This is a genomic window from Shinella sp. GW835-FHT14H05, assembly GCF_058793575.1.
In genome coordinates, this window is sequence record NZ_JBXAFY010000003.1 from 267421 (window position 1) to 284534 (window position 17114).

15 protein-coding genes are annotated in these 17114 nt (G+C 65.6%); 5 read left to right on the forward strand and 10 right to left on the reverse strand.

Annotation, left to right across the window (positions count from 1 at the left end; translation table 11 throughout):
* Positions 1-69: 69 nt before the first annotated feature.
* Positions 70-2652, forward strand: coding sequence for an AMP-binding protein (locus tag AC1Q6Z_RS12495; protein WP_492648044.1), 2583 nt, complete (start codon positions 70-72; stop codon positions 2650-2652).
* Here the strand turns inward: AC1Q6Z_RS12495 and nadE are convergent.
* The 5 genes from nadE to AC1Q6Z_RS12520 are packed head-to-tail and all read right to left on the reverse strand — an operon-like array spanning position 2633 to position 8457.
* Complete coding sequence (gene nadE / locus AC1Q6Z_RS12500) at positions 2633-3607, reverse strand: NAD(+) synthase (protein WP_492648045.1); 975 nt, start codon at positions 3605-3607, stop codon at positions 2633-2635. The two genes, AC1Q6Z_RS12495 and nadE, sit on opposite strands and share 20 nt — an antisense overlap.
* Positions 3604-5115 carry a class I adenylate-forming enzyme family protein gene (locus AC1Q6Z_RS12505; RefSeq protein ID WP_439615711.1) on the reverse strand — a complete coding sequence of 504 codons (1512 nt, stop codon included), beginning with the start codon at positions 5113-5115 and terminating at the stop codon, positions 3604-3606. Before AC1Q6Z_RS12505 ends, nadE begins: the two co-directional genes overlap by 4 nt.
* Before the next feature lie 14 nt (positions 5116-5129).
* Positions 5130-5384, reverse strand: a complete 255-nt coding sequence (locus AC1Q6Z_RS12510; RefSeq protein WP_439615710.1) for an acyl carrier protein — start codon at positions 5382-5384, stop codon at positions 5130-5132.
* A gap of 2 nt (positions 5385-5386) precedes the next feature.
* On the reverse strand, positions 5387-7342 hold the full coding sequence (gene asnB, locus AC1Q6Z_RS12515) for an asparagine synthase (glutamine-hydrolyzing) (RefSeq protein ID WP_492648046.1): 1956 nt from the start codon (positions 7340-7342) through the stop codon (positions 5387-5389).
* Between the two features lie 5 nt (positions 7343-7347).
* A complete protein-coding gene (locus AC1Q6Z_RS12520; RefSeq protein ID WP_492648047.1) occupies positions 7348-8457 on the reverse strand; it encodes a hypothetical protein in 1110 nt (369 codons plus the stop codon).
* A 284-nt stretch (positions 8458-8741) separates the two neighbouring features.
* Between AC1Q6Z_RS12520 and AC1Q6Z_RS12525 the strand changes: the two genes are divergently transcribed.
* Genes AC1Q6Z_RS12525 through AC1Q6Z_RS12540 form a run of 4 tightly spaced genes read left to right on the forward strand, consistent with a single transcriptional unit; the run spans position 8742 to position 13766 of the window.
* Entirely contained in the window at positions 8742-10277 is a 1536-nt protein-coding gene (locus AC1Q6Z_RS12525; RefSeq protein WP_492648048.1) for an FGGY-family carbohydrate kinase, read from the forward strand.
* Entirely contained in the window at positions 10274-11050 is a 777-nt protein-coding gene (locus AC1Q6Z_RS12530; RefSeq protein ID WP_492648049.1) for a DeoR/GlpR family DNA-binding transcription regulator, read from the forward strand. Before AC1Q6Z_RS12525 ends, AC1Q6Z_RS12530 begins: the two co-directional genes overlap by 4 nt.
* Positions 11047-12771: a glycerol-3-phosphate dehydrogenase/oxidase gene (locus AC1Q6Z_RS12535; protein WP_492648050.1), complete on the forward strand. Its 1725-nt coding sequence runs from the start codon at positions 11047-11049 to the stop codon at positions 12769-12771. The genes AC1Q6Z_RS12530 and AC1Q6Z_RS12535 overlap by 4 nt, the downstream gene beginning before the upstream one ends.
* Positions 12768-13766: a hypothetical protein gene (locus AC1Q6Z_RS12540; RefSeq protein ID WP_492648051.1), complete on the forward strand. Its 999-nt coding sequence runs from the start codon at positions 12768-12770 to the stop codon at positions 13764-13766. The genes AC1Q6Z_RS12535 and AC1Q6Z_RS12540 overlap by 4 nt, the downstream gene beginning before the upstream one ends.
* Here AC1Q6Z_RS12540 and AC1Q6Z_RS12545 read toward each other — a convergent pair.
* The 5 genes from AC1Q6Z_RS12545 to AC1Q6Z_RS12565 form a co-directional block, all read right to left on the reverse strand.
* Complete coding sequence (locus AC1Q6Z_RS12545) at positions 13763-13969, reverse strand: hypothetical protein (RefSeq protein WP_256116478.1); 207 nt, start codon at positions 13967-13969, stop codon at positions 13763-13765. The genes AC1Q6Z_RS12540 and AC1Q6Z_RS12545 overlap by 4 nt on opposite strands.
* Before the next feature lie 92 nt (positions 13970-14061).
* Positions 14062-14325 (reverse strand): cell division topological specificity factor MinE, encoded by a 264-nt coding sequence (gene minE, locus AC1Q6Z_RS12550; protein ID WP_256116479.1) that lies wholly within the window; start codon positions 14323-14325, stop codon positions 14062-14064.
* The gene (minD, locus tag AC1Q6Z_RS12555; protein ID WP_256116480.1) at positions 14322-15137 is read right to left on the reverse strand and encodes a septum site-determining protein MinD; all 816 of its coding nucleotides are present in this window, start codon (positions 15135-15137) and stop codon (positions 14322-14324) included. The genes minE and minD overlap by 4 nt, the downstream gene beginning before the upstream one ends.
* Positions 15138-15170: 33 nt before the next feature.
* Positions 15171-15944 carry a septum site-determining protein MinC gene (minC, locus tag AC1Q6Z_RS12560; RefSeq protein ID WP_492648052.1) on the reverse strand — a complete coding sequence of 258 codons (774 nt, stop codon included), beginning with the start codon at positions 15942-15944 and terminating at the stop codon, positions 15171-15173.
* 316 nt (positions 15945-16260) lie between these two features.
* A complete protein-coding gene (locus AC1Q6Z_RS12565) occupies positions 16261-17109 on the reverse strand; it encodes a sugar phosphate isomerase/epimerase family protein (RefSeq protein ID WP_439615703.1) in 849 nt (282 codons plus the stop codon).
* Positions 17110-17114 lie beyond the last annotated feature (5 nt).

The window sequence follows — 17114 nt, forward strand, 5'->3', positions numbered from 1 at the left end:
TGTCATGTTAAATTAAGCGCGTGCCGAGACGGTCGCGGACGGCCGTTCCATGTTCAAGGCGTTCTGGCGATGTCGCTGTCCTTCATTCCCCAATTCGAGGCGCGGGGCGACCGGCCGGCCCTCGTTTTTCCCGGTCATCGCATCGTTACCTATGCGGAACTCGCCCAACGTATCGCGCGCCGCGCCGCGCTGTTCGGCAATGGCCGCCGGCTCGTGGCGATCGAGGCGGGCACCTGCGAACACGCCATCGTCTCCTATCTCGCAGCCCTTGCCGCCGGCCATGCCGTGGCCCTGCTGCCGCCCGGCCAGCTGGCGCTCACCGAGCGCTTCTGCGAGGACTTCCGGCCCGAAACCGTCTGCCGCTTCGTCGGTGAACGCTGGCGCACAGATGCGGACATCCACCTCGTACCCGAACCGCTCCACCCGGACCTCGCTTTGCTGCTCTCGACCTCGGGCTCCACGGGCGTCAGCAAGAGTGTCCGGCTCTCCGCCAACGCCTTGGAAGCGAACGCCCGGTCGATCGCCAATTACCTGGAACTCTCTGAAGCCGACCGGGGCCTCCTGCTGCTGCCGCTGCATTATTCCTACGGGCTCTCGGTCCTGAATTCCCATCTCGCCGTCGGCTCCAGCCTTTTCGTGCCGCGCCATTCGGTGCTGGAGGATGGTTTTGCCGAAGACCTCGCGGCGCACGGCGTCACCAATGTTGCCGGCGTGCCCTTCAGCTACGACCTCTTCGAGCGCATAGGGCTGCGGGCGCACGCCCTGCCGGCGCTGCGCTTCATGACCGTCGCGGGCGGACGGCTCTCACCCGATCTCGTCACCCGCTATCGTCGGCACATGGAAGATCGCGGCGGTCGGTTCTTCGTCATGTACGGCCAGACGGAAGCGACCGCCCGCATCGCCTACATGCCGCCAGCGCGGCTCGCCGGGCAGGAGGATTGCATCGGCGTCGCCATCCCGGGTGGACGCCTCTCGCTGATCGGCGAGGACGGTGCGGAGATCGTCGGGGCGGGCGTTTCCGGCGAGCTGGTCTATTCCGGCCCGAACGTCATGATGGGTTATGCGACCGGCCGGGACGGTCTTTCGCGCGGCGCGGAGATGGACGACCTCAGGACCGGCGACCTTGCCGAGCGCACCGGCGACGGCGTCTTTCGCATCGTCGGGCGCCTCAAGCGGCTGTCGAAGATCGCCGGCCTTCGCATCGCCCATGACGCGATCGAACAGGCCCTCGCGCGCGATGGCCTGGACGTCGTCGTCACCGGCACGGACAGCCGGCTCACCGCCTTCTTCACCGGCGCAGCGCGGGAGGAGGAGGTGCGGGCAAAGCTTGCGGCTGCAAGCGGGCTGACGCTGCTGCATGTGGCGGCCCGGCGCATCCCCGCATTGCCGCGCACGGCGAACGGCAAGCTCGATTATGCCGCGCTCGCCGCCCTGCCGCCGCACGAGGACCCTGCGTCCGGCGGCGTGCGCGAGGCCTTCCGGCGCGCCTTCTTCCCGAAAGCCATCACCGGCACGGACAGTTTCACCACCCTCGGCGGCGATTCGCTGCGCTTCGTCGAACTCTCGCTCGGGCTGGAGCGCGCGCTGGGCGCCCTGCCGGAGGGCTGGGAGCGCATGACCGTCGAAGCGCTTGCCGCCCGCGAGCCGCAGAAGGCCGCCATGCCGCGCGTCGGCATCGACATCCCGCTCCGCGTCGCCGCCATCCTGCTGGTGGTGCTGCACCATGAGATGCTCTGGCCGATCCCCGGCGGGTCGGCGTTGATGCTGGTCCTGGTCGGCGTTTCCCTGGCGCGCTTCCAGCCCGGCAATTTCGCCAGCGGCGACTGGAAGGCGATGCTGCGGCCGCTGATGACGGTGCTGGTACCCTATGCCGGCGTTTTGGCCGGCTATGCGGCGGCCTGGGGGCAGGTGCCTTGGGCCTCGGTGTTCCTCGTCGGCAATTTCGGCTTTGCCGACCCGGAAAGCCACACGATGCTGCCCTATCTCTACTGGTTCGTGGAGCTGTTCACGCAGATCCTGATCATCTTCACCGGGCTCGCCTTCCTGCCGCGGGCGCGCGCCGCCGTGGCGCAAAATCCGTTCGCGGCGGGGCTTTGCGCGCTGGCCATCGCGCTCGCCGCGCGTTTCATCGCGCCGTTCTTCGTCGATATCGGCAACCGGCAGATTTTTACGCTCTACTGGAACATGTATCTCGTCGCACTCGGCTGGTGCGCCTTCCACGCGCCGGGGCCGCGCAGCAAGGCCTTGCTCGTGGGGCTGGCGGCGGTGCTGTTCTTCATCCTCGGTTTCGTCGATGGCGTGTGGGTCGGCACCGCGATCAAATACCTCATCGTCTTCGCCGGCTTCGTCGCACTCATCTATGTGCCGGCGGTGCCCATGCCGCGCTGGCTGTTCCTCCAGTTGATGCCGGTGGCGGCGGCGAGCTACCACATCTACCTGTTCCACCGGCTGGTGCCCGACGTGATGATGGTGCCACTGCACGGCACTGGCATCGCACCCGCTCTCTTCCACATCACGGCGATTGCCGGCGGGCTGTCGCTCGGCATGGCGGTCTGGTTCGTCCAGCGCACCGCCATCCGCCGGCTCGCGGCATGGCGCTTCGAGGCGCCCTCGGCCTCCATTCTGACGGCCGTCAGGTCGCCGCGGCCATGACGAGCGGGGCTGCGTGCAGGTAGCGGGCAACCTTGCGCTTGGCGGCGATATCCGCCCAGACCAGCTCGACCTCGGCTTCCTTGAGGCCCGTTGCCGCGGCGATCTCTGATGGCGGCAGGGCGTTTTCCAGGCCGTAGAGGCAGACGTCCATCTTATCGTAGGGTAGTGCGAAGTAGAATTCCTCCTGCGTCTGCGGCAGCGAATAGGTGTCGGTCGTCGGCGGGCGGAGGAGGATTTCGGCCGGCACGCCGAGATGGGCGGCGAGCTGGTAGACCTGTGATTTGTAGAGATGGGCGATCGGCTTGATATCGGCCGCGCCGTCGCCGTTCTTGACGAAGAAACCCTGGTCGTATTCCAGCCGGTTCGGCGTGCCGAGCACGGCGAAGTTCAGCCGGTCGGCGTGGTAATATTCAAGCTGCTTGCGGGTGCGCTGCTTCATGTTCGTCGCCGCGACGATGCCGAGATAGGCGCTTGCCGAAAGCCGCACCTTGCGCATCTCGCCCTCCGGCGAACGCACGACGAGCGAGGAGATATTGTAGCCGCCTGTCGTCATCGTGCTGTCGAAGACGATCTTGGAGGCCCAGCCGACCTGGTATTCCGGCACGGCCTCGCGGATGAAGGCGTCGCGGCGCTCATAGCAGCCCATGGCGGCGAGCGACGGGCCGATATCCTCCAGAATGCTGTCGATGCCGAATGTCTGCGCGACGCTGCGCCCAAGCCGCAGGCTTTCCGGGTCGGAATCGTTTTCCGGCATGAAGAGGGCGAAGACGTTTTTCGCGCCGAGCGCGCGCACGGCAAGGGCCGCGCAGAGGCTGGAATCGATGCCGCCGGAAAGGCCGAGCACCAGTCCGCGTTTGCGTAAGTCGAGGCGCAGCCGCTCGCGCATCCAGCCGGTGATGCGCTCCACCTCGGCGGCGGGGTCGAGCACGAGCGGGGCGAAGGAGGGGACGGTCATGCGGTCGATCCTGTCGTGTTGGCGGCGAGCCGGCGGCTTGCCTTGCCGGTGTCGGTTTTGGGCAGGGTGTCGCGGAATTCGACGGTCTTCGGGACCATGTGGTCTTCGAGGTTCTGGGCGCAGAAGCGCAGGACTTCGCGCTCGGTGAGCGCCGCATCGGAGGCGACGATGATCGCCTTCACGGCCTGCCCGAGCACCTCGTGCGGGACGCCGACGACCAAGGCTTCCGCAATGCCGGGCATGCGGCACAGCACGTCCTCCACCGCCTGCGGCGCGACCTTCTCGCCGCGCGACTTGATGATGTCGTCCGTGCGCGCGACGAAGGTGAGATAGCCGTCGGCATCCGCGGTGAAAAGGTCGCCGGTGTGGAGGCGCAGCGCGCCGGTCCGCGGATCGGGCCTGAGCGCGCGGCGGGTTGCGGCCTCGTTCTGCCAGTAGCCGCGCATGACATGCGGCCCGCTGATCACCAGCTCGCCAACGGTCCCGGGCGCCACCGGCTCGCCCGCTGCGTCGACGACTTCGGCGCGTGTGCCCGGTATGGCGATGCCGACCGATCCGCGCCGAGCGTCAATTTCCACTGGCGGCAGGAAGGTAGCGCGGGTGCATTCGGTCTGGCCGTACATGCAATAGAGCGAGACGTGCGGCAGCAAGGCGCGCAGCCCGTCGAGATGAGTGAGCGGCAGGGGAGCCGCGGCGCTCGTCATGTAGCGCAGGCTGGCTAAGAGGGAGGGATCGAGATCGCGGGCCTGCAGCATCATCGCGGCCATCGTCGGCACGATCGGAAAGCCGGTGACGCGTTCGTCGCGGATGCGCTCGAAAATGGCCTGCGGGAAGGCGAAGGATTTTTCGATGACCAGCGTCGCGCCTGTGAGCATGGCGGTGATGAGCTGGTTGAGCCCGTAGCCGAAGGACATCGGCAACACGACGAGGATGGTGTCGGAGGCATCGTTTTCGAGATAGGCAGCGATGGAGCGAGCCGCAGCGTCGATGTTGTCGTGCGCGAGCATCACGCCCTTGGATTCGCCGGTCGAGCCCGACGTGTAGATCAGCGCGGCGAGATCGGTATCCGGTAAATTTTCGGAAACGAACGGGCCGGCTTCAAGCCCTGCATCGAAACTGCCGGCTTTGCCGGTTATGAGGCAGGGCAGGGAGGCAAGCTCGGCGATATCAGCGGCGCGTGTTTCGAGCCGGCCTTCCACGATCGCTAGGGCAGGCCGGCAATCGCGCGCGATCTGCGCAAGCCGCGCATTCTTGGTCGCCGGGTTGACGGGGCAGATGACCGCACCGGCAATCCAAGTCGCGAAGACGGCGACGGCCGCCTGCCAGCCGTTGTCGAGCAGGATCAGCACGCGGTCGCCCCGCCCGACACTCCGGCTGCGCAGCGTCGTCGCCATCCGGCTCGCGAGATCGAAAAAGCGGTCGTAGCTAAGCCGCAAGTCGCCCGCGACGATTGCCGTTATGGCGCCGTCCCGGCTGGCACTGTCCTCAATATACCGCTCGATCCGCATGGCCGTTTCCGCCGTCAGGCCGCCTGTTTGCGTGCGATGAAGCCGGCTATGCGCTCGATCGTGTCGAGATTGGCCGGCACGATATCGGCATCGGCGACCGTGATGGCGAACCGCTCCTCCAGGAAGCCGACGAGTTCGAGGATGCCGGTCGAATCGATCATGTCGTTGTCGATCAGCGACAGGTCGGCGGGCAGCGGATGGCTGGTGTCGCCGAACAGGAAATTATCCACGATGAAGGTGCGGATGGCGTCTCTGGTCTCGTCGGACATCTTTAAAGTTTCCCGATCTCTGATAGAGGTTGGTGTGATTGCGCCTTGCCGGCGACGCGCAGCAGTTCCGTCGACAGGATGCCGATGAAGGCCGCGTTGTCGCGGAACCCGGTCACCTGGCCTTTCACGACTTTTTCCTTGAGCTTGCCAACCGCCTGAACGTTGAACAGCCGGCTTTCCGCCAGCCGTTCCGGCGATAGGACGACGTCGAGGTAGGCGGGTGTCTCAGGGCCTGCGAAAACCTCGCTGTCCGGCGCCCGGTAGGGCTGTTTCGGGCGCTCGATGATGGCGGCCGGCACGAGGCCGCGCGCAGCCTGCTTGAGGATGTGCTTTTCCTTGAGGCCGTTGAGCTTGGCATCCGGCGAAAGGGTCGCGGCAAAGGCGACGACCCGGTGGTCGAGGAAAGGGAAGCGGCCCTCCACCGCATTCGCCATCATCACCCGGTCGCCCTGGCTGGAGAGGATATAGCCGGGCAGCAGGAAGGCCGTTTCGAGATATTGCGCCTGGTGCAGCGGATGCCAGCGGCGGAAATCGGCCGGGAGTTGCGCTGCAAGGTTGGCGGCGGCATCGTAGTCGCCGATTTCTTGCCGGAGGTCGGCGGAGAAGAACAGCTTTGCCGCGGCCGTGGAGCGGAAGCGCGGGCGATGGGAATAGAGCGGATCGTCGAGCGCCTCGGAACCGAAAGCGAAGAAGCGCGCGAGATATTCGGGCGACTGCTGCTTGAGGCCAGGCAGATAGGGGTAGAGCCGCTGGAAGAGGCGGGGCCGCCGGGCGGACTGCGGCTGGCGGCCGCAGAAACGCCGCACCCGCGCCTCGCGGAAAAGATCGTAGCCGGCAAAAATCTCGTCCGCGCCCTCGCCGGTGAGCACCACCTTCATGCCCTGTTCGCGCACCCGCGCCGAGAGCATCGAGAGCGGAACGGGCGCGGTGCGCAGGATCGGGCACTGGATGTGGTGCATGACATCCGGCAGATGCCGGGCGATCGCCGCCGTGGTGCATTCCACACTGTCCGACGCCACGCCGAGTGCCGCCGCCATTGTCCGCTGCCAGCCGCTTTCGTCATGCTCCGCACTGCGGAACGTCAGCGAGAAGGTTTTGAGCCCGCGCTCCACCTTCGGCGCGGCGAGGGCGGCGATCAGCGAGGAATCGAGGCCACCGGACAGATAGGCGCCAACCGGCACATCGGCGCGCAGGCGGATGCGGGTCGCATCGTCGAGCAGTGCCCGCAACGCCTCCACCGTGCCATCCCCGCTGCCAGCGGGCGGAGCATCGTTGCGATCGGGATAGGAAAGCTGCCACCACGGCCGGATCGTGCGCCGGCCATGCTCAACGATCATCACATGGCCGGGCGGCAGTTCGTGGATGTTGCGGTAGGCGGTGCGCGGCGGGATCGGGCACCAGAGCGTGAAGATCTGGTCGAGCGCAATCGGATCGATCTCGGCCGTGATGCCGGGAAGCGCCAGCAGCGCGCTGATCTCGGAGGCAAAGAACAGGGTGCCGTCATGCTCCGTATAGAACAGCGGGCGCACGCCCATGCGGTCGCGGGCGAGCAGCAGCGTGCGGGTTCGCGCGTCATGCAGCGCGAAGGCGAAGTCGCCGTTGAAATCGGCAAGGCAAGCGGCGCCCTTTTCGGCATAGGCGGCGAGTAGCACCTCGGTATCCGAAGTCGTGCGGAAACGATGGCCGCGCGCTTTCAGGTCGTCACGCAGCTCGACATAGTTGAAGATCTCGCCGTTGAAGGAGACGGCGAGCGTGTCGTCCTCGTTCACCATAGGCTGGGCGCCATCGATGAGGCCGACGATGGAAAGCCGGGTATGGGCAAGGCCGGTCTCGCCGCGGATCAGGGTGCCTTCGGCGTCCGGCCCGCGGTGCCGCAGCGCCGCCACCATGCGGCCGAGGTAATCCGCTGCCCGTTCGGGCGCGATGTTTCCTCCATGATATCCGGCGATCCCGCACATGGCCGCTACCCGAAACGATCGCCGATGAGGCGCGTCCAGCCTTCGCCGGCGAGACCGTTGAGAAAGGCTTGGCCGTTCGTCATGGCGGTCAGGAGATCGGGATTGCGGGAATGCACGATGGTCGAAGAGGCGTGCAGGAAGGCGCATTTCTTGCCCATCATTGCCTGCAGCAGCGCGGGCTGCGTGCGGCCGCGAATGGCGGAAAGGCCGCGCGCGTGGGCATTGCGCAACAGGCAGTCGATGACGATCGATTCCTGCCCCGGCTCCGCCATGACCTGCACCGTGCGGCCGATCCCGCCGGTTTTGCCATAGTAGAGATAGAGGCCGATCGCCTTGGCGGTGCGGGTCTTCACGACATGCTGCACCCGCTCGCCGTGCAGCGCCTTGCGCGCAGCATGCCGGAGCATGGTTTCCATCACCGGCTGGTCCCAGACGGGGTGCAAAGCATAGTGGCGCACGAACTGCCGGCACAGGCCTGTAAATTCCTCGTCCGTCGCCGGCGCATCGACAAGCGCGTCCGCCTTGCCGGCAAGCGGTGTGTAGTGAGACCAAGCCTGCTTTTCCCCGCGCCGGCAGACAATGGCGTCGGCGCCCCTTGCCAAGGGGCCGAGCAGCCTGAGCGCCGACAGGCGCCCGGCGGCGGCTTCCAGCGCAAAGGCGGCGGGTCTCAGGATGCGCAGCCATTCGAGGCTGTAGGGCGCCAGAATGGTCGCGCGCATGGAGCGCCACATGTCGGTGGAAACGTCGTTCGACGTTTCGGTGAAGGAAAGGTCCTGCGGACCGGAGAGCACGTCGCGCAACAGGCGCGCGCCGGCGAAGGGATCGGTGTCGCGGTCGTCGCAGGCGAAGGTGCCGCAATTGGCGGCCCGAAGCCGGCGCCCCTCGAATTCCATCTCGACCGGCAGCACGCCGATAAAGCCGGAGATGCTGCCATCGGAGCGCACATGGACGCGCGAGCGGATATCCGGCTCGCCGGCGGTAAAATCGAGAAAGAGCGAACGGAGATAGGCCTTCAGATCGTCGCTTGCCGGCTCGCCGGTCTTGCGCAGCAGGCGCTGGAAGAGATCCGCGACCGCACCGACATCTTCGACCTCAAATGAACGTACGCTCGACATCGCGACCCACGCAGAACCTGTCCCCATTGCGGTGTCGGCGGACAAAAGCCGCCTCGATCTGCTTACGCGAGGAGCGTGAACAAAGGGTCAAGACGCAACCTTGCGGCTGCGGCATAACGTCAGGGCGTCTTGGACCGGCAGCCTGTCCGGTCGTCGGGTCGGAACATAACGCACTCGAAATTTGTAACTTGTGTTTTTGATATAATATCGTATTTGTACGTTACATATGACGCTGGACGACGAAGCCGTTTTCCCGTGCGCAACCCGTGGCTATGGAGACGAACATGGCGCTGCTTCTGGGCATAGATAACGGCCTGACGGTCACCAAGGCCGTCATTTTCGAAGAGGACGGCACGCCGATTTCGGTGGCACGCCGGCGCGTCCCGCAATCCTTCCCCGCGCCGCGCCATGTCGAGCGCGACATGGCTGGCCTGTGGACGGCGACCGCCGAAGCGATCCGCGAGGCGATCGACAAGAGCGGCCGTCCGGCGGGCGACATCAAGGCCGTGGCGGCAACGGCGCACGGCGACGGCCTCTACCTGCTCGATCGCGACAAACGGCCGCTCGGCCCCGGCATCCTCTCGCTCGACAGCCGCGCTGGCGCCATCGTCGAGGCCTGGGAAAAGGACGGTGTCGCGAAAAGGGCGCTGGAGCTGACCGGCCAGACCGCGCATGCCTCAGCGCCCTCGGCGCTGCTGGCGCATATCAAGCAGCACGAGCCGGAGCGTTACCGCGCCATCGGCCATGTCTTCACCTGCAAGGACTGGCTGCGCTTCTGCCTGACGGGCATCGTCGGCACGGACCTGACCGAGGCGAGCACGAGTTTTACGGATGTGCGCACGCAGGCCTATGACCCGGCGGCGCTGGAGGTCTTTGGGCTCGGTGACCTCCGGCCGGCCTTGGCGCCGGTTTCGCGGCCGGACGAGATTGTCGGCACGGTGACGCGGGCTGCGGCGGAGGCGACGGGCCTTGTCGAGGGCACGCCGGTCGCTGCCGGCCTGCATGACGTGACGGCCTCGGCGCTCGGCATCGGCGGCCATGCGCCGGGTGCGCTTGCGGTGGTTGCCGGCACCTATTCCATCAACGAACTGGTCACTGAAAAGCCGATGGTCGATCCGCGCTGGTTCTGCCGCAACGGCATTCGCAAGGGCTGGTGGAATTCCATGGCGATCTCGCCGGCCTCCACCGCCAACTACGACTGGTTCCTCGACAATTTCTGCCGCGACCTCTCGGAAAAGGCCGAGCGCGAAGGAACCGACATTCACACCCTGTTGCGGCCGGAGCTTGAGCGCGCGCTGGAAAAGCCGTCGGATATCCTCTTCCATCCTTTCCTCTTCGGCTCGCCTTTCGGCAGCGGAGCGAGTGCCGGCTTCTTCGGCGTGCACGGCTGGCATGAGCGCGGCGATTTGCTGAAGGCCGTGCTGGAAGGCATCGTTTTCAACCACAAGCTCCACATTGAGGAGCTGCTCTCAGCGGTTCCGGTGAAGCGCATGCGCATCAGCGGCGGCGGCGCGCGCAGCACGGTTCTGGCGCAGATGTTTGCCGATGCGACCGGGCTCGTCGTGGACGTTTCTTCCGCAGACGAGGCCGCTGCCTGGGGTGCAGCACTTGTGGCCGGTGCCGCGGTCGGCCTTTATCCGAGCCCGGAGGAGGGGGCGGCCCAAACGACCCGCATCCTGCGCTCGCATGAGCCGGATCCGGTGCGGGGCGCTGAACTTGCCGAGCGCTACAATCTCTATAGACAGCTTGCGGATGCGATGGCGCCGCAGTGGCGGGCCATCGAGGATCTCGCAAAACGGTCAGGGGAGGCCCGGGGATGAAGGCGGACACACGGCGCGAAGAGATTGCCGATTACATCATGCGGGCCGGCCAGGCGCGCATGGAGGACCTCGTCGAACATTTCGGCGTGTCGCGCATGACCATCCACCGGCATATCGATGCGCTCGCCCAGCAGGGCGTGCTGCGCAAGCTGCATGGCATGGTCACCGTCCAGCCCTCCGGCCTCTACGAAAGCACGTTCCGCTACCGCGAGACGATCGGCAAGGCGGAGAAGGAAGCGCTTGCGCGCGCCGCCATGAGCTATGTCGAGGCGGGGCAGGCGGTGATGCTCGATGATTCCTCGACGGCCTGCGCGCTCGCCGACCTCCTGCCGGAAGCCCATCCGCTCACCGTCATTACCAACAGCTACGTCTCGGCCGGCAAGCTGATCGATGCGGACGAGGTGGAGCTGATCAGCCTCGGCGGCAAATATCATCGCAACTACAATGCCTATATCGGCATCACCTGCGAAAAGGCCGTGGCGAGCCTTCGGGCGAACGTCCTGTTCTGTTCGGCCTCGGCCATCGACGGGGTGACGGCCTTCATCCAAGACGCGCAGGTCACCAAGGTCAAGCAGGCGATGATGGCGTCTTCCAGCCGCAAGATCCTGCTCGTCGATTCCTCGAAATTCGGCAAGGTCGCGCTCAACGTGCTGGGCGACCTCACCGCCTTCGACGTCGTGCTGACGACGGACCGTGTCGGCGAGGAGGACCGGGCGCGGCTCATTAAGGCCGGCGTCAATCTCGAAATCGTGAAAGTGGGCAAGAGTACATGAATGCGACGGCAGCAAGCGCCTTTCCCGGCGGCATGGGCGAACGAATGGCGGCGATGGAAGCCCGTGGCGAGATCGATGTGCTGATCGTCGGTGCGGGCGTGAACGGTGCGGGTCTCTTCCGCGACCTGACGGCCCAGGGGCTCGATTGCCTGCTCGTCGAGAAGAACGACTATGCTGCCGGCACAAGCGCGGCGCCTTCCCGCCTCATCCATGGCGGGCTCAAATATCTCGAAACCGGTGAATTCCGCCTGGTCGCGCAATCGACGCTGGAGCGCAACCTGCTGCTCGCCAACGCGCCGCATTACGTCAAGCCGCTGCCCACCCTCATCCCGATCTTTTCGTGGACGAAGGGTATCGGCGCCGCCTTGCGCACCCTTTTCGGCTCGAAGAGCGCACCGCGCAGCCGCGGCGCCTTGCTGATCAAGATCGGCCTGATGCTCTACGATTTTTACGGCGCCCGCCACCGCGTCATGCCCAAGCATTCGACCGCAGGCCGCACCGCGTCGCTGCGCGATCTGCCGGCTTTGACGCCGGACATCGTGGCGACCGGCACCTATTACGACGCCACCGTCACCCATCCCGAGCGCCTGATCCTCGAACTCGTGCGTGACGGCCTCGCCGACAGCCCGAGGTCTGCGGCGCTCAACCATGTTCGGCTGGAACGCGCGGCGGATGGCGCGCTCACCGTGCATAGCCTCATTGGCGAAGCGGCCGCGACCGTTCGACCCAAGATCGTCGTCAACGCGGCCGGTCCCTGGATCGACGAGGTCAACGCCATCCTCGGCGAGCCCTCGCGCATGATCGGCGGCACAAAGGGTTCGCATATCCTGCTCGACCACCCCGATCTCCTGAAGGAGCTGAAGGGACGGATGATCTATTTCGAGGCGGATGACGGGCGCATTTGTCTGGTGTTCGAATATCTCGGCCGCGCGCTTGCCGGCTCCACCGATATCAAGGCCGCCAACCCGGATACGGTGCGCTGCGAGGCCGACGAGGTGGACTACCTGCTCGAAAGCCTGCGCAAGCTTCTGCCGAAACTGCGTTTTACCCGCGACCAGATCGTCTATGTCTATAGCGGCATCCGCCCGCTGCCGGCCTCCGACGCCAAGGACCCCGGCCTCATCACGCGTGACCACGCCACGCCGATCCTCGAACCCGTCGCGGGGCGTCCCTATCCGGTCTATTCGCTGGTCGGCGGCAAGTGGACGACGTTCCGCGGTTATGCGGAAGAGGTTGCCGACATGCTGCTTACGCGCCTGTCCAAAACGCGCAAGGTTTCCACTCGCGATCTCGCTATCGGTGGCGGGCGGGCCTATCCGAAGAACGATGCCGATCGCCGCGCCTGGATCGCAAAACTTGCGCGTGAAAGCAGTCTGCCGGAAGCCCGCGTGGAAGAACTGCTCGCGCATTACGGCACGGGCGCCAGCGCGGTCGCAGCCCATATCTCAGGTTTCCCGAGCGACGCGCCACTTCCCGATGCAGCGGACTACAGCACCGGCGAGGTGGACTATGTGCTGCGCAACGAGCAGGTCGGCTCGCTCTCCGACGTCGTCTTCCGCCGCACGACGCTTGCCGTGACCGGCCGACTGACGATCCGGCTGGTTGAGGCCGTGGCCCAACAGACCGCCGAAACCTTCGGCTGGGAGGCCGCCCGTCAGAACGAAGAAATCGCGGCTGTTCGCGAACGGCTGAAGACGTTCCATGGAGTGGACCTGAAATGACCCCCAAGAGCTACGACGAGAAGATGGCGCGCATCCGCGCCGGCGCCTATCGGGCGGGTGATTTCATTCTCGTGGACGCCAAGGATGCTGACATTTCCGGCGGTATCCTGACGATGGGCCAGCGGCTTGGGCCGGAGGGCGCGATTGCCGGCAACCGCACGCGGCAGGAATTTTTAGCGGAGATGGAGACGCTCGTCGCGGAGAAGGCTGTCGACGTCATGCTCGCCTCGGCGGGCAATATCGAGCGGCTCGTCGAGCGCGGCGTTTTCGAGGTTAGTTCCGTCACGCCGGCCTTCCGCGCCAACGAGACGACCGATGTCTGGCTCAACATCCGCGGCGGCCGTTATCGCGAAACCCTGGCGCAGCCCTATCGCGGTGCCGATCTTTCACGCGCGCGGGCGGATCTCTGCCTGTTCTCCATGACCTTCAACAACGACGCCGCGTCGGACGTCGCCATGCTGGAGGCTTACCGCACCTTCCGGGCGGATGCGCGCGCTGCCGGCAAGCGGCATTTCCTCGAAGTGTTCAACCCAAATGCCGAGGCCGGCTTCGGCGTGACAGAGACCGGCGCCTTCGTCAACGACTGCATCGTGCGGGCGCTGGCCAGCCTCACGCGGGCCGAGCGGCCGGAATTCCTAAAGATCGTTTATAATGGTCGCCGGGCGCTTGAAGAACTGGTCGGGCATGACGACACGGTCGTCGTCGGGGTGATGGGCGGGGCAAGCGGCACGCACCGCGATGCGCTGGAAATGGTTGCCCGCGCGGAGGCGAGCGGTGCGCGCCTCGCCATCTTCGGGCGGAAGATCAATCTGGCCGAACACCAGTTGTCGCTGACCAAATGGATGCGGGCGGTCGCCGATGGCGATGCGAAGCCGGAGGAGGCAGTGCGGGGCTATCATGGCGACTTGCAGCGCCTGGGTCTCCGGCCGGACCGCGAACTCGGTGTCGACAACACGATCACCGATGCGGCCCTGCGGGAAGACGGAAACCTTTAAGCAGAGGCGGTCGGCGTTCCGGCCGCTTTGCCGGCCGTCGCGACCGGCGGCGGGACGATGCCGGCTGCCTGTTCGCAGACGTCGACATGCCGCGCGAGTGCCTGGTTCGACAGCACGGCGCTGATGGTGGTGATATCGCGCCCCTGATATTTGGGCATCTGCTGGACTGTCTTCAGTCTCTCCAGAAGTGCGAAACGGCTCATGATATCTCCTGCTCTGAATGGTGTGTGGTGGTCGGTGGAAGCCCTTTGAAGTGCTGGATCGGTAAGAGGTGACCAGAAGGGTGGGGCGGCCGTCAGGCCGCCTTCTTGCCCGCGTCGAACGGGATTTCGATGTCGACGGCCAGCGTCGAGACCTGGGCGCCGCGTTCCATCTTGATGGTGACTTTCTCGTCGTCGACCTGCATGTGCTTCGAAATCGCCTTCAGGATTTCGTCGCGCAGTTTGTTGATCAGGTCCACGTCGCCGGTCGAGGCGCGCTCATGGGCGAGCAGCACCTGCAGCCGCTCGCGCGCGGCTGGCGCCGATTGGGGGCGGGAGAAGAAACGGAACAGATTCATGCCGCTTTCCTTCCGAAGATCTTGCCGAGGAAGCTACGCTTGTCGCCCGGAATGGTGACCGGCAGGTTTTCGCCTTTCAGCCGGCGCACCGCCTCGAAATAGGCAAGTGCCGGGGCACAACGGTTGTCGGCGAGCGTGACTGGGGCGCCGACATTGGAGGCGCGCAGCACGTCCGTGCTTTCCGGGATGATGCCGAGCAGCGGGATGGAGAGGATTTCCAGCACGTCGTCGACTTTCAGCATGTCGCCGCGCTCGGCGCGGGCGGCGTCGTAGCGGGTCAGGAGCAGGTGTTTTTCCATGCGTTCGCCATTTTCGGCCTTCAGCGTCTTGGAATCGAGCAGGCCGATGATGCGGTCGGAATCGCGCACCGACGAGACTTCCGGGTTGGTGACGACGATCGCGACATCCGCATGGCGCATGGCGAGCGTGGCGCCACGCTCGATGCCGGCGGGGCTGTCGCAGATCACCCAGTCGAAGGCGTTCTTCAGGGCGGCGATGACCTTCTCGACGCCTTCGGGCGTCAGGTTGTCCTTGTCGCGGGTCTGGGACGCGGGCAGCAGGTAGAGCGTCTCGACGCGTTTGTCGCGGATCAGCGCCTGGGTCAGCTTGGCTTCGCCCTGGATGACGTTGACGAGGTCATAGACCACGCGGCGTTCGGCACCCATGACGAGATCGAGATTGCGCAGGCCGACGTCGAAATCCACGACCACGACCTTGTCGCCACCCTGCGCCAGCGCGGCGCCGAGGGCCGCGGTCGACGTCGTCTTGCCGACGCCGCCCTTGCCCGATGTAACCACGATTACCTTGCCCATTGACCTCTCCAGTTATGTGAACGCGTTTTCGGTTCAGCCGAGTGTTGCCGCCTTGATGGTCTCGCCTTCCAGCCAGATCTGCACTGCCTTGCCGCGCAGCTCCGGTTCCATGTCGTCAGCCGTCTTGTAGAAGCCGTCGATGGCGATCAGCTCCGCTTCGAGCTTGCGGCAGAAGATGCGCGCCGCGCCGTTGCCCATCGTGCCGGCCATCACCCGGCCGCGCAGCGGGCCGTAGATGTGGACCGAGCCGCCGGCGACGACTTCCGCGCCGGATGCGACGGAGCCGATGATGGTGACGTCGCCTTCGGGGAAGAAGACGGACTGACCAGAGCGCACGGGCCGGGTCACGACGATCGACGGTGTGGCCATCGGCATGGCCTGGGCCGGCGCAACGCTGATAGGCGCTGCCGCGGCGGCCTTTGCGACCGGTTCGGACGTCTCCGCCTTGTCGGTGGCCGAGGCGATATCCGTTGCCGGCGCCTCGATATCCGCCGTCGGGCGCCCATCGGTCATCGCGGGCGGCATGTCGGCGCCGAGCATCGAGGAGCGCGCGCCCTCAATGCCCATGACCCGCACGTTGCGGGCGTTGAGCTGGCTGACGAGTTCGCGAAGCTCAGCGCGGTCGATCTCCAGCCCCTCGACATCGAGCACCACAGGGCGGCGCAGGAAGAAGCCGGCGGAACGGGCAGCCAGGTCGTCGAGCCGCACCAGCCAGTCCTCGAAGGGAAGCTCCGGGGTCAAGGCGAGTGCGAGGAAGGAGCGCCCCTTGAGGCGGATCGGCCGTGGTTGAGTTAACACGTCAGTCATCTTGGTTAATTTTCGGTTGCTTTGGTGTAGCCGTGAAATGGTTAACAAACCATTAATTCGCAGGTCTAACTGGCGCGAGGCATGACGATACGACCGTCCGGGCGGGATGGACGGCGCGGAAGTCGGTGGCTTCAGCTAATCTTTTGAAAATAGAATATTTTTGGCTTCGGATTTTTTGTCCGTAGCGCGCTCGAAATAGGCCATCCGGCAGAGCGCAATGTCGCGATTCGAGCGGCGGTAGGGATGGCGGCACCGGGTCCGCCATCCCTGTGATTCTCTCGCCGCCGACAGGCCGTAACCCTTGGCGGCGAAGCGGTCAGATAAGGCCGTATTGCTGTGCCTTGTTGCGCAGGAAGGGCAGGCCGTTGCCCATGACCTCCTCCATGTCGCGCGCGACGGGGCGCCAGACGGCGAGGCCATAAGCCACTTCCGCCGGCATGTTGATGAAGCTTTCCATGGCAAGGCCGCCCTTGAAGCCGATGGCGGCGAGCGCCGCGTAGATCTCGTCCCAGGGGATGTTGCCATAGCCCGGCGTGCCGCGGTCGCTTTCGGAAAGGTGGATGTATTTCAGGTGGTCGCGGGCGATGATGATGCCGTTCGCCGCACCCTTTTCCTCGATGTTCATGTGATAGGTGTCGAGATGGACGAAGACATTGTCCGCGCCGACGCGCTCCACCATGTCGACGGCCTGCTGGGCCGAGTTGATCAGGTGGTTCTCGTAGCGGTTCACCGCCTCGACGCCGAGTTCGATGCCGTATTGCTTGGCGTGTTTCGCGGCCGCCTGGAGCACGCGGGCGATATTGTCGTATTCGCCCTGCGTCGGCGGCACGCCGGTGCGCTCGCCGATGCCGCCGAAGATCACGCCGGAGAGCGCTTCGGCACTCATTTCCGCGGTCTTCTCGATGGCGACCTTGAGGTGCTCGATCGCCGCATCCGGGCGGACGGAGGCCCAGGCGCGCTCCGGCAGGCCGAGCGAGCAGACGGCGCGCAGCTTGTTCTTCTGCAGGAGGTCGCGGGTGTGCTTAGTATCGACCGCGGGCGCGTTGAGGAGCGCGATCTCGATGAAATCCATCTTGTAGTGCACCGCGCCGGCAATCGCCTTTTCGGCGCCCGCGCGATCCCAGTTCATGGTCCACATGCTGGTATGAACGCCGAAACCTTCCATGGTCG